The organism is Polaromonas sp. JS666 (assembly GCF_900103405.1).
Lineage (GTDB): Bacteria > Pseudomonadota > Gammaproteobacteria > Burkholderiales > Burkholderiaceae_C > Polaromonas.
The window spans coordinates 59,979-72,024 of record NZ_FNHX01000003.1 but is presented as its reverse complement, the minus strand read 5'-3'; the positions used below and the strand labels follow the sequence as shown (position 1 = coordinate 72,024).

The window sequence follows — 12,046 nt, the reverse complement described above, 5'->3', positions numbered from 1 at the left end:
GCTTGAAGCATAACTGAGCGCCGCCGATTCCCGAATACGGCCAAAATGGGGCCATGGCTCTCGCACCCTCCCCCACCATCGCCCCTTCCTCCCCCATCGCCCTGCCCGCCGTCTCGCCCCGCGCCCTGGAATTAATCCAGGCCCTGGTGCGCATGAACACCGTCAGCGACAACAGCAACCTGGAACTGATCCATTTCGTGCGCGACGAGCTCGCCCGGCTGGGCGTGGCCAGCCGCATCACCACCAACGCCGGCAAGACCAAGGCCAACCTGTTCGCCACGCTGGGCGAAGGCCGGCCGGCCGGCATCATCCTGTCGGGCCATACCGACACCGTACCCTGGGACGGCCAGGAGTGGACGCTGGACCCGCTGTCGGCCGCCATCGAGGGCGGCCGGCTCTACGGACGCGGCAGCTGCGACATGAAGGGCTTTATCGGCATGGCCCTGGCCCATGCCGGGGATTTCCTGAACAGCCAGGCACCCTTTGCGCTGCACCTGGCGCTGAGCTATGACGAGGAGGTCGGCTGCCTGGGCGTGAGGGAGCTGATCGCCGACATGAAGGACGCCGGCATCGCGCCGCTGGCCTGCATCGTCGGTGAGCCGACCAACATGGTGCCGGCCACCGCGCACAAGGGCGTATACCGCTACAAATGCTGCGTGCGCGGCAAGGAGGCGCACTCCTCGCTCACGCCGCAGTCGGTCAATGCCATCGAGATGGCGGCGCGCGTGGTTGGCAAGCTGCGCGACATGGCCGAGGGCTTTGAGGCCAGCGAGCCGCGCTACGAGGGTTTCGACGTGCCCTTCAGCACCGCCAGCGTCGGGCAGTTCCACGGCGGCATTGCCGACAACGTGGTGCCGCGCGACGCCGAGTTCCGCTATGAATTCCGCAACCTGCCCACGGCAGACGCGCATGCGATGCAAAAAGAGATTCTGGCCTATGCGGAGCGCGCGCAGCCGGCGATGCAAAAAGTCGCGCCCGATGCCGGCTTCAGCTTTGAGACGATTTGCGAGGTGCCGGCCTTCCTGGGCTCGGCCGGCGACGACGTGACCCGGCTCGCGCAGCGCCTGGCCGGCACGCGGGAAACCACGCTGGTGGCCTTCGGCACCGAAGCGGGCATCTTCAAGGGCGCGGGCATTCCCACCGTAGTCTGCGGGCCCGGCAGCATCACCCAGGCGCACCAGCCCGACGAATTTGTGAGCCTGGAGCAGCTGGCGCGCTGCCAGGCTTTCATGCAGGGTTTGATCGCTACCCGGCAGATCGCTTAAACAAAAAAAGCCTGACGCAGTCAGGCTTTTTTGCGGGAGACCAGAGGTAAGAGGTATCAGGTCCGCACGCGGCCGTCACCTGTGAGCATTGAGAGTTCGACAAAGCTCGAAGCCACGTGGTCCGTCGGCGAGAAGGTCACGGAAAAACCGCCCAGCGACTGGCTGCCCATGCCCTCCAGGCCGGCGATCAGCGACTCGCGGCTGACCTTGGCGGCACCGCCGCGCTTGAGGCCGTCCACAAAGACCTTGGCGGCCACATAACCCTCCATGCTGGAGAAATTGACCTGGGCGTTGCCCGCCGCCTTGGCCGCATCGACGAACTCGCGCGCGATGAGGCGGGCCGTGTTGTAGGGCGAGGGCATGACCTGCGAGACCACCACGCCCGCGCCGTCCTTGCCGAGCTCGTCGGCCAGCGCCTGCGTGCCGACAAAGGACACGTTGTAAAAGGTGCCGCCGTAGCCGGCCTTGCGGGCCTCGCGGATAAAGGCCGCGCAGGCCTTGTAGGCACCAATCTGCACCACCGCATCGGGCCCGGCCGCGACCAGGGTCTTGACCGCGCCGGCCACGTTCACCGTGTTGCGCTCCACCGTCGCCAACGCCACCGGCTTGAGGTTTTGCGCCGCCAGGGCCAGCGTCACGCCGTCCAGGCCGGCCTTGCCATAGGCATCGTTCTGATAGAACACCGCGATTTTTTTCAGGCCCAGGCCGGTCAGCTGTTTGACGATGAGGCCGGTTTCGTCGTTGTACGAAGCCCGCACATGGAAGGCGTATTTGTTGAAGGGGTCGCGCAGCGCCATGGCGCCGGTGAAGGGGGCAAAAAACGGCACCTTGTCCTTGGTCGCCAGCGGCAGCGCGGCGATGCTGGTGGGCGTGCCTATATAGCCGAACAGCGCGAACACATCGTCGGCGATCAGCTTGCGGGTGTTTTCGGCGCAGCGGTCGGGCTCGTAGCCGTCATCGAGGTTGCGGATCTCGATCAGGCGCTTGCCGATGCCGCCCTGGGCGTTGACCTGGTCGAAATAGACCTTGGCGCCCTGGTGGAACTGTATGCCTAGCTGCGCGGCCGGACCGGTGAAAGCGGCGGACTGGCCCAGGATGATCTTGTCGGCCTGGGCATGGGCGACGTTAAAGCCAGCCAGCGTGGAAGCGCCGGCAAGGATGGAAAATTTTCTGCGAGTGAGGTTCATCCCTCGATTCTCGCAACACAACTTACAGCCTGGTTACCCTCATGCGTAACAGGAGGAAAGCCTGTGCGATAGGTCACTACTTTGGGCTTACACGGAAGGCTGGTCGTCAGCAAATTGCCAGCTTTCGAGGGTTCTGCCCTATTCCCAGCCTATTCCCAAGCTATTTCGCCCTATTCCCTGACCCGCCCCATCGCGTCGATCAGGCTCAGCTCAACCAGCTTGGAGCCCACGCGGTCGCCGTCGAAGTGGACGCGAAAGCCGCCCAGGTTCAAGTCCTGCAGGCTGTCCAGCGCCTTGCGCAGCTTGGCCCGGGTCGGGTCCTTGCCGGCCTTGCGCAGGGCTTCGGTGTAAGTCCAGGCGGCGATATAGCCTTCCAGCATGTAGACATTGGACTTGCCGAGCTTGGCCGCCAGCGCATCGGCCTGCAATTCGCGCACCAGCACGCTTTTGGCGTTGTCCGACTTGGGCGTCACGCGCACCACCACCACGCCGGCGCCGGCCGCGCCCAGCTGTTCGGCCAGCAGGCTTTCGCCGGTGCTTGAAAAACCGTAGATAGGCCCGCGAAAGCCCTTGGCGCGCAGGTCGCGTATGGCATTGGCCGCGCCCGAGGCGTCGCTGATCACCAGCACCGACTCCGGTTTTTTGGCCAGCACCTGGTCCACGCTGGTGGCGACGCTGCCGCCGGAAAGAGCCGACTTGGCCACCAGGTTGGCGCCCATGCCGCCCATGGTGCGCTCGGCCGAATCCAGCGCCGCGAGCGACTCCAGGTCCTTGCCGTGCAGGATGGCCAGCTTGCGCATGCCCAGGGTCTCGGCGTGGCGCGTGATCATCGCGGCCTCTTCGGAATAGCCGGGCCGCACCGAATAGACGTTCGGATAGAGCGAACCGCGCAGCTCGTCGGCGCCGGCCATGGGCGCAAACAGCAGGATGTCCGTATCCTTGAGCAGCGGATTGACGGCGGTGACCTGCGGCGAGCCGTAGTAGCCGAACAACGAGAACACCTTCTGGTCCAGCAGCTTTTTGGTGTTGGCCACCGTGGTGTCGGGGTTGCCCATGTCGTCCAGCGTGGTGAGCTCTATCTTGCGGCCGTTGACGCCGCCGCCCGCGTTGACCCGTTCGAAGTAAAGCCGCGCGCCTTGCGCGAAAGGCAGGGCCAGCGTGGCGCCGGGCCCGGTCATGGCCAGGGATTGGCCCAGGGTGACGGCGGTCTTGCTGACGCCGTCCTCGGCATTGGCCCCTGCCGTGAACAGGCCGGCCAGGGCCGCTACCATGGTGATTCTGGCGGCGGCGCGGAATGCCCGCATTCCGTCCATTGTTGTTGTCATGCTGTGTCTCCCCCGGGATGCGACGATCAAGCCAATATAAAGTTGAACCATGAGCAATACCATCAGCATCTCCCCTAGGACCGAGGCCAACCCTGACAACCGGCTGAAGCCGGGCGCCGTGCAGGTGCTGGGCGCCTGCCCGCACGACTGCCCCGACACCTGTTCGCTGCTGACCACGGTGGAGAACGGCATCGCCACCCGCGTGCAGGGCAACCCCGCGCATCCCCATACCGGCGGTGTGCTGTGCAACAAGGTTTCGCGCTATACCGAGCGCAGCTACCACCCCGAGCGCCTGCTGGGCCCGCTCAAGCGCAGCGGTCCCAAAGGCAGCGGGCAGTTCGAGCCGGTGAGTTGGGAGGCCGCGCTGGCCGACATCGCGGCGCGCCTCAAGGCCATCGCGGCGCGCGACCCCGAGGCCATCGTCCCCTACAGCTATGCAGGCACCATGGGCCAGGTGCAGGGTGAAAGCATGGCCGGGCGTTTCTTCAACCAGCTGGGCGCGTCTTTCCTGGACCGCACGATTTGCTCCTCGGCCGGCGGCGAGGCCCTGGTGCAGACCCTGGGCGGCAAGGTCGGCATGCGGGTGGAGTTTTTCGCCGAGTCCAAACTCATCATCATCTGGGGCAGCAACTCCATAGGCAGCAACCTGCATTTCTGGCGTTATGCCCAGCAGGCCAAGCGCGACGGCGCCAAACTCGTCTGCATAGACCCGCGCCGCAGCGAAACCGCCGAAAAATGCCATGAGCACATCGCGCTGCTGCCCGGCACCGACGCCGCGCTGGCGCTCGCGCTGATGCACGAGCTCATCATCCACGACTGGCTGGACCACGACTACATCGCGCGCCACACCCTGGGCTGGGAAAGCCCGCAGGGCGGGCTGCGCGAACGCGCGCTGCAGTGGAGCCCCGAGCGCGCCGCCGCCGTCTGCGGCGTGCCGGCCGAACAGATCCGCTCGCTGGCACGTGATTACGGCGAATGCATGGTGAACAGGCAACCGGCGGCCATACGCCTGAACTACGGCATGCAGCGCGTGCACGGCGGCGGCAACGCGGCCCGCGCCATCGCCTGCCTGCCCGCGCTCACGGGCGCCTGGCGGCACCGCGCCGGCGGCGTGCTGCTCAGCAGTTCCGGCCTGTTCCCGGTGGACAAGGCCGCGCTGCAGCGGCCCGAGCTGCTCAAGGGCCGGCAGCCGCGCACCATCAACATGAGCACCATAGGCAATGCGCTGCTGGCGCCTGCCTCGCCGCAGTTCGGCCCGAAGATCGAAGCCCTTATCGTCTACAACAGCAACCCGGTGGCGGTCGCACCCGAGTCCGGTAAGGTGGTGCAGGGCTTTGCGCGCGAAGACCTGTTCACCGTGGTGCTCGAACACTTCCAGACCGACACCGCCGACTACGCCGACTACATCCTGCCGGCCACCACGCAGCTGGAGCATTGGGACGTGCACGGCGCCTACGGCCACACCGACGCGCTGCTGAACCGCCCGGCCATCGCGCCGCTGGGCCAGGCCAAACCCAACACCCAGATCTTTCGCGAGCTGGCGGCCCACATGGGGTTTGCCGATCCGTGTTTTTCCGACAGCGACGAGCAGCTGTGCCGCGCGGTGTTCGGCGACAAGGTCGATTTCCAGCAGTTGCTGGACAAGGGTTTTGCCACACTGGACCTGCCCGACGCGCCCTTTGCCGAGGGCCGCTTCCCCACGGCCTCGGGCCGCTGCGAGTTTTTCAGCGCGCGGCTGGCGGCCGAAGGTGCCGACGGCCTGCCCGGCCATGTGCCCAACCATGAAGCCGCAGGCTCTTCCGCGCAGTTCCCGCTGGCCATGATCTCGCCGCCGGCGCGCAACTTCCTGAATTCGAGCTTCGTCAACGTCAAAAGCCTGCGCGACATCGAAGCCGAGCCGGTGCTGGAAATCCACGCCGACGACGCCGCCGCGCGCGGCATCACCACGGGCGCCATCGTCAAGGTGTTCAACCAGCGCGGCGAGTACCGGGTCAAGGCCGAGGTCTCCGCGCGGGCCCGCCCCGGCGTGGTCAACGGCCTGGGCATCTGGTGGCGCAAGCTGGGCCTGGACGGCACCAACGTCAACGAGCTCACCAGCCAGCAACTCACCGACATGGGCCGCGGCCCGGTGTTTTACGACTGCCTGGTGCAGGTGCAGCGCGAGGCGCAGGCCGCCTGAGCTTGCCGATGAAACGCGGCACGCTGAAACGGACCCTGGCCGTGGCGCTGGCCGCGGCCCTGGGCCTGGCGGGCTGCGCCGACCTGGGCTACTACTGGCAGTCCGTCAGCGGCCATTTGCAGATGCTCAACGCGGCCCGACCGGTGGACGACTGGCTGAGCGACACGCAGGCCTCCGGGCAGCTCAAAGACCGGCTGGCGCTGTCGCAGCGCATACGCAGCTTCGCCGTGAGCGAGCTCAAGCTGCCCGATAACCCCAGCTACCGGCGTTATGCCGACCTGCGCCGCAGCGCCGTGGTCTGGAACGTGGTGGCCGCGCCCGAGTTCTCATTGACGCTCAAGACCTGGTGTTTCCCGGTCACGGGCTGCGTGGGCTACCGCGGTTATTTCAACGAAGCCGAGGCGCGCGACCAGGCCGAGCGGCTGAAGGCGCAAGGACTGGAAACCAGCGTCTACGGCGTGCCGGCCTATTCCACGCTAGGCTGGATGAACTGGGCCGGCGGCGACCCGCTGCTCAATACCTTTATCGGCTATCCCGAGGGCGAACTCGCGCGGCTGATCTTTCACGAACTCGCGCACCAGGTGGTTTACGCCAAAGACGACACCATGTTCAACGAGTCCTTCGCCACCGCCGTCGAGCGCATGGGCAGCCAGCGCTGGCTGGACAGCGAGGCCGCTCACGGCAACGATAAAGCCCGCCAGGATTACCTCCAGTTCGACGGGCGGCGCCGGCAGTTCCGCGCGCTGGCGCTGGCCACACGGCTGGAACTGGCCGCGATCTACGACCAGAAGCCGGCCACGGACGCCGACAAAGCCGCGCAGGCGGCCTCGAAAGCCCAGGCCTTCTCGCGCTTTCGCGAGGACTACACCGCACTCAAGGCCTCCTGGGGCGGCTTCGCGGGCTACGACCCCTGGGTGGCGCGCGCCAACAACGCGGCGTTCGGCGCGCAGGCCGCCTATGATGAGCTGGTGCCCGGCTTCGAAATGCTGTTCGAGCGCGAGGGCCGCGACTGGCAACGGTTTTATGATGCGGTGAAAAGGCTGGCCGGCCTGCCCAAGGAAGAACGGCGCAAGGCGCTTGACATCCACAACAACACGGAGACATCGAATGGCTGACATCCACATCCAGCGCGAACACGGCCTGGGCCTTGCCGAGGCACGCAAAATCGCCTTCAAGTGGGCCGAGCAGGTCGAAGAAAAATTCGACATGGAATGCACCTATGAAGAAGGCAAGACCGAAGACCTCGTGAGCTTCACCCGCTCGGGCGTCAGCGGCACGCTGGTGGTCACCAAGGACAGCTTCGACCTGAACGCCAAGCTCGGCTTCCTGCTGGGCGCCTTCAAGGACAAGATCGAAGGCGAGATCGTGAAGAACCTGGACACGCTGATCGCGAAAAAACCCGCCGCAAAAAAGGCAGCCGCCAAAAAGAAGGTGGCCTGAGACCGAGTGCGCGGCCCGTGAGCTACAACCTCGCCCGCTTCGACCTGGTATCCGTGCGCCTGGCCGTGGCCTGCGCGCAGACCGGCAGCCTGACCGCGGCGGCGCGCGATTCGCACCTGGCGCTGGCCGCGGCCAGCCGGCGCATACGCGAGCTCGAGGACGCCCTGGGCGAGGCCCTGTTCGAGCGCCACGCGCGCGGCCTGCTGCCCACCGCGGCCGGCCGCGTCTTCGTCAAGCACGGCCTGACCCTGCTGCAGACCATGGAGCAACTGGGCGGCGAACTGGTCGACCTGAGGCGCGGCATCGCGCGCCACATACGCCTGTGCGCGAGCAGCGCCGCCATCAGCCAGTTTTTGCCCCCGCTGCTGGCGCGCTACGGCGAGCTGCAGCCGCAGGTGCACATAGACCTGGAAGAGCAGGTGTCCGAGGCCGTGGTGGCCACCCTGCGCGAAGGCCGGGCCGACGCGGCGGTGTTTGTCGAGGGGCCGGACACCACGGGGCTGGACACGCGCCTGTTTCGCGAGGACGAGCTGGTGCTGATACTGCCGGCCGGCCATACGCTGGCGCGCAGCAAGGCGCCGCTGGCTTTCGCCGACGCGCTCGACGAGGAATGGATCAGCCTGACGGCCGGTGCCGCCATGCTGCAAAAGCAGCAGCAGGCCGCGCTGGCCGCGAACCGCCCGCTGAAATTGCGCATGCAGGTGCGCAGCTTCGACGCGGTGTGCCACATGGTGGCCTCGGGCCTGGGCGTGGCCGTGCTGCCCAAGGGCGCCACGCTGCCTCTCATCAAAAGCATGAAGCTGGGCTGGCGGCCGCTGGCCGATGCCTGGGCCAGGCGCCGCCTGCTCGCAGCCACCATGGCGGGCCAGCCCGATGCGGCCATCACGGCGCTGGTGGACTTTCTGGTGGCGCCCGCCGGGCCCGGGAGGTCGAAAGGCGCCCAGCCTTCGCAAAACGCGAAAGCCAGGGGCCCAAAGCGGTAATGGACGCAACAGGCCCCGGGCGGCACACTGCCGGCCATGGCCTCCACTGAAACCTCCCCTCCCGTCGCCCCCGCCGCCACCGGCCCGCTCGCCGGCCTCAAGGTACTGGAACTGGGCCAGCTGATCGCCGGGCCCTTCGCCGCCAAGACGCTGGCGGACTTCGGTGCTGACATCATCAAGATAGAGACCCCGGGCGCGGGCGACCCGCTGCGCAAATGGCGTTTGCTCAAGGACGGCACGTCCGTGTGGTGGCAGGTGCAGTCGCGCAACAAGCGTTCCGTGGCGCTGGACCTCAAAAGCCCCGAGGCGCAGGACATCGTGCGCCGGCTGGCGCTTGACGCCGACGTGCTGATCGAAAACTTCCGCCCCGGCGCCATGGAAGGCTGGGGCCTGGGCCCGGACGAACTGCTGGCGCTGAACCCGCGCCTCATCATGCTGCGCATCAGCGGCTACGGCCAGACCGGCCCCTACCGCGACAAACCGGGCTTCGGTGTGGTAGCCGAAGCCATGAGCGGCCTGCGCCACCTGACGGCCGAGCCGGGCCGCGTGCCGGTGCGCGTGGGCGTGAGCATTGGCGACACGCTGGCCGCGCTGCACGGCGTGATCGGCATCCTGCTGGCCATGCAGGAGCGCCAGCGCTCCGGCAAGGGCCAGGTGATCGACGTGGCGCTGTATGAAGCGGTGTTCAACTGCATGGAAAGCCTGCTGCCCGAATACAGCGCTTTCGGCGCGGTGCGCGGCGCGGCCGGCAGCGCCCTGCCCGGCATCGCGCCCAGCAATGCCTACCTCTGCAAGGACGGCGGCTACGCGCTGGTGGCAGGCAACGGCGACAGCATCTTCAAGCGGCTCATGGCCACCATAGGCCGGGGCGACCTCGGTAGCGACCCGGCGCTGGCCGACAACGCCGGCCGCGTGGCGCGCGTGGAAGAAATCGACGCGGCCATAGGCCAATGGACTTTGGGCCTCACGGTGGACGAGGTGCTGGCGGCGCTCGACACGGTGTCGGTGCCCGCGGGCCGCATCTACACCGTGGCCGACATCGCGGCCGACCCGCACTACCGGGCGCGCGGCATGCTCGACGAGCTGCGCATGGACGACGGCAGCCTGCTGGCCGTGCCGGGCATCGTGCCCAAGCTCTCGCGCACGCCGGGCGGGCACCGCCGCAATGCGCCGCAGGTGGGGCAGGACACCGATGCGGTGCTGCGCGAAATGGGACTTTCCGCCGCGCAAATCCAGGCCTTGAAGGACAAGGGCATCGTGGCCGGCAAGGACGCAGCATGAAAAAACGTATTTATTTCAATGAAGTCGCCACGCGCGACGGTTTCCAGATCGAGCCGAACTTTATCCCGACCGACGACAAGGTCGCGCTGGTCGATGCGCTGAGCGAATGCGGCTACGCCAAAATCGAGGTGACCTCCTTCACCTCGCCCAAGGCCATCCCCATGCTGCGCGACGCCGAGGAAGTCATGGGCCGCATACGCCGCGTGCCCGGCGTGGAATACACGGTGCTGGTGCCCAACCTGCGCGGGGCAGAGCGCGCGCTGGAATCGCGCGCCGACGAGCTCAACCTGGTGATGTCGGTCTCGGAGACCCACAATCTGGCCAACCTGCGCATGCCGCGCGAGAAAAGTTTTGCCGCGCTGTCCGACGTGATACGCCATGTCGATGGCCGCACGCCCATCAATATCTCGCTCTCATGCTGCTTTGGCTGCCCCATGGAGGGCGAGGTGGCCGAGGAGGAAGTGCTGCGCTGGAGCGAGCGTTTTGCCGCCTTCGGCGCGGACCGCGTGCGTGGCCTCACGATTTGCGACACCACGGGCATGGCGCACCCGGCGCAGGTCAGCCGCATGGTCGAGGTGCTGCAGCAGCGCTTTGCCGGCCTGCAGCTGACGCTGCACTTCCACAACACGCGCGGCATGGGCCTGGCCAATGTGCTGGCCGCGGTGCAGGGCGGCATCACGCGCTTTGACGGCTCGCTGGGCGGCCTGGGCGGTTGCCCCTATGCGCCCGGTGCCAGCGGCAATATCAGCAGCGAGGACGCCATCCACATGCTGGACGCCATGGGTTACGACACCGGCATGGACATCCCGCGGCTGCTGGAAGTGGCGCGGCAAATGCCGGCCATCGTCGGCCATGAAGTCCCCGGCCAGGTCGCCAAGGCCGGCCGCATCACCGACCTGCATGCACCACCGCCTTATGTGGCGGAGTTGAGGGCGGCATCGGCATGATCAGCAGCCTTGACCACTTGGTACTGACCACGTCGGACGAAGCGGCCTGCGTGGACTTTTACACCCGCGTGCTGGGCATGACGCTGGAGACCTTTACCGGCGGCACGCCGCCCGTGGAGCGCAAGGCCTTTCAATTCGGCCAGCAGAAGATCAACCTGCATGTCAGGGGACGCGAATTCGAACCCAAGGCCCATTTGCCGGTGCCGGGCGCGCTGGACCTGTGCTTTCTGGCCAGTGTTCCCCTGGCCGAGGTGATCACCCGCCTTGAGCGCGAGCGCTGGCCCGTGATTGAAGGCCCCGTGCTGCGCACCGGCGCGACGCAAAAAATCCGCTCGGTCTATGTGCGCGACCCGGACCTGAACCTCATCGAGATTTCCGAACCCGCCTGAAAACGGCAAACCTACAACTACGACTGGAGACAAGACCATGACTTTTATTTCCCGCAGGACACTGCTCACCGTCGCCGGGCTCAGCACCGTCGCCTGGCTGAATCCGGTGCGCGCGCAGCTCGCCGGCAAGCCCATCACGCTGGTAGTGCCCACGGCGGCCGGCGGCACCACCGACATCGCGGCGCGCATGCTGGCCGAACCGTTGGGCAAGATTTTGCAGACCTCGGTGGTGGTGGACAACCGCGGCGGCGGCAACGGCAACATCGCCGGCCAGCTGGTGGCGCGCGGCCCGGCCGACGGCAGCAGCCTGCTGGTGCAGTATTCGGGCTACCAGTGCATCACGCCGCTGATCCAGCCGGTGCCGGGCTTTGACCCGGCGACCAGCCTCAAACCCCTGGGCCATTTGATCGATGCGCCGCAGCTGCTGGTGGTGCGCGGCAACTTCCCGGCCGACAACTTCGCGGACTTCCTCAAATACGTCAAAGCCAACCCGGGCAAGGTCAACTACGCCTCCAGCGGCAACGGCTCGCTGCAGCATGTGACCACCGAGTTGCTTAAGGACCTGACCAAGACCTTCATGGTGCACATCCCCTACCGCGGCACCGGCCCGGCACTGACCGACCTGCTGGCCGGCACGGTGGACTTCACCATCACCACGCCGCCGCCGCTGCTGCCACACATACGCGCGGGCAAACTCAAGGCGCTGATGGTGACCGGCCGCACACGCCTGGCCGCCCAGCCCAATGTGCCCACCGCGACCGAGGCCGGCGTGCCGCTGGTGGCCTCCTCGTGGTTCGCGGTCTATGGCCCCACGGGCCTGTCCGCCGACCTGCAGGGCCGGCTCTCGCTGGCGATCAAGCAGGTGGTGGAATCGGAGAACTTCAAAAAGCGCGCCGAAGAGCAAGGGGCTAAGGCTGTGGTCATGAGTGGGGCCGAGCTGGGCGCCTTGGGCGACAGCGAACGCAAGATGTGGGGCCGGATTGTGAAGCTGGCCAATATCAAGGCAGACTGAAACCGCCCACGGGCAGCAACAAAAGCGGCACAGCCCCG

General features: G+C 66.9%; 11 protein-coding genes. 9 read left to right on the top strand and 2 right to left on the bottom strand.

Translation table 11 applies throughout. From position 1 onward, the window contains the following. Nucleotides 1-53: 53 nt before the first annotated feature. A complete protein-coding gene (gene argE / locus BLQ85_RS08580) occupies nucleotides 54-1,265 on the top strand; it encodes an acetylornithine deacetylase (RefSeq protein WP_074575931.1) in 1,212 nt (403 codons plus the stop codon). A gap of 56 nt (nucleotides 1,266-1,321) precedes the next feature. On the opposite strand, the gene BLQ85_RS08575 is transcribed toward argE, so the two are convergent. Together BLQ85_RS08575 and BLQ85_RS08570 are read right to left on the bottom strand one after the other, a co-directional pair. Continuing rightward, nucleotides 1,322-2,452 carry an ABC transporter substrate-binding protein gene (locus tag BLQ85_RS08575; RefSeq protein WP_074575930.1) on the bottom strand — a complete coding sequence of 377 codons (1,131 nt, stop codon included), beginning with the start codon at nucleotides 2,450-2,452 and terminating at the stop codon, nucleotides 1,322-1,324. Nucleotides 2,453-2,622: 170 nt separating this feature from the next. Continuing rightward, nucleotides 2,623-3,777, bottom strand: a complete 1,155-nt coding sequence (locus tag BLQ85_RS08570) for an ABC transporter substrate-binding protein (RefSeq protein ID WP_074575929.1) — start codon at nucleotides 3,775-3,777, stop codon at nucleotides 2,623-2,625. 49 nt (nucleotides 3,778-3,826) lie between these two features. Between BLQ85_RS08570 and BLQ85_RS08565 the strand changes: the two genes are divergently transcribed. Genes BLQ85_RS08565 through BLQ85_RS08530 form a run of 8 tightly spaced genes read left to right on the top strand, consistent with a single transcriptional unit; the run spans nucleotide 3,827 to nucleotide 12,008 of the window. Continuing rightward, nucleotides 3,827-5,956: a molybdopterin-containing oxidoreductase family protein gene (locus BLQ85_RS08565; protein WP_083336793.1), complete on the top strand. Its 2,130-nt coding sequence runs from the start codon at nucleotides 3,827-3,829 to the stop codon at nucleotides 5,954-5,956. 8 nt (nucleotides 5,957-5,964) lie between these two features. Then, entirely contained in the window at nucleotides 5,965-7,071 is a 1,107-nt protein-coding gene (locus BLQ85_RS08560; protein WP_074575928.1) for an aminopeptidase, read from the top strand. Then, a complete protein-coding gene (locus BLQ85_RS08555; RefSeq protein WP_074575927.1) occupies nucleotides 7,064-7,396 on the top strand; it encodes a polyhydroxyalkanoic acid system family protein in 333 nt (110 codons plus the stop codon). Before BLQ85_RS08560 ends, BLQ85_RS08555 begins: the two co-directional genes overlap by 8 nt. A gap of 17 nt (nucleotides 7,397-7,413) precedes the next feature. Further along, nucleotides 7,414-8,379 (top strand): LysR family transcriptional regulator, encoded by a 966-nt coding sequence (locus tag BLQ85_RS08550; RefSeq protein WP_074575926.1) that lies wholly within the window; start codon nucleotides 7,414-7,416, stop codon nucleotides 8,377-8,379. 36 nt (nucleotides 8,380-8,415) lie between these two features. Continuing rightward, nucleotides 8,416-9,660 carry a CaiB/BaiF CoA transferase family protein gene (locus BLQ85_RS08545; protein ID WP_074575925.1) on the top strand — a complete coding sequence of 415 codons (1,245 nt, stop codon included), beginning with the start codon at nucleotides 8,416-8,418 and terminating at the stop codon, nucleotides 9,658-9,660. Next, complete coding sequence (locus BLQ85_RS08540) at nucleotides 9,657-10,607, top strand: hydroxymethylglutaryl-CoA lyase (protein ID WP_074575924.1); 951 nt, start codon at nucleotides 9,657-9,659, stop codon at nucleotides 10,605-10,607. Before BLQ85_RS08545 ends, BLQ85_RS08540 begins: the two co-directional genes overlap by 4 nt. Continuing rightward, entirely contained in the window at nucleotides 10,604-10,996 is a 393-nt protein-coding gene (locus BLQ85_RS08535) for a VOC family protein (protein ID WP_074575923.1), read from the top strand. Before BLQ85_RS08540 ends, BLQ85_RS08535 begins: the two co-directional genes overlap by 4 nt. 37 nt (nucleotides 10,997-11,033) lie before the next feature. Then, complete coding sequence (locus BLQ85_RS08530) at nucleotides 11,034-12,008, top strand: Bug family tripartite tricarboxylate transporter substrate binding protein (RefSeq protein ID WP_074575922.1); 975 nt, start codon at nucleotides 11,034-11,036, stop codon at nucleotides 12,006-12,008. Nucleotides 12,009-12,046: the final 38 nt, after the last annotated feature.

Coding starts and splice junctions, on each gene's coding strand:
- argE (WP_074575931.1), top strand. CDS start 54: ATGGCTCTCGCACCCTCCCCCACCATCGCCCCTTCCTCCCCCATCGCC.
- BLQ85_RS08575 (WP_074575930.1), bottom strand. CDS start 2,452: ATGAACCTCACTCGCAGAAAATTTTCCATCCTTGCCGGCGCTTCCACG.
- BLQ85_RS08570 (WP_074575929.1), bottom strand. CDS start 3,777: ATGACAACAACAATGGACGGAATGCGGGCATTCCGCGCCGCCGCCAGA.
- BLQ85_RS08565 (WP_083336793.1), top strand. CDS start 3,827: ATGAGCAATACCATCAGCATCTCCCCTAGGACCGAGGCCAACCCTGAC.
- BLQ85_RS08560 (WP_074575928.1), top strand. CDS start 5,965: ATGAAACGCGGCACGCTGAAACGGACCCTGGCCGTGGCGCTGGCCGCG.
- BLQ85_RS08555 (WP_074575927.1), top strand. CDS start 7,064: ATGGCTGACATCCACATCCAGCGCGAACACGGCCTGGGCCTTGCCGAG.
- BLQ85_RS08545 (WP_074575925.1), top strand. CDS start 8,416: ATGGCCTCCACTGAAACCTCCCCTCCCGTCGCCCCCGCCGCCACCGGC.
- BLQ85_RS08540 (WP_074575924.1), top strand. CDS start 9,657: ATGAAAAAACGTATTTATTTCAATGAAGTCGCCACGCGCGACGGTTTC.
- BLQ85_RS08535 (WP_074575923.1), top strand. CDS start 10,604: ATGATCAGCAGCCTTGACCACTTGGTACTGACCACGTCGGACGAAGCG.
- BLQ85_RS08530 (WP_074575922.1), top strand. CDS start 11,034: ATGACTTTTATTTCCCGCAGGACACTGCTCACCGTCGCCGGGCTCAGC.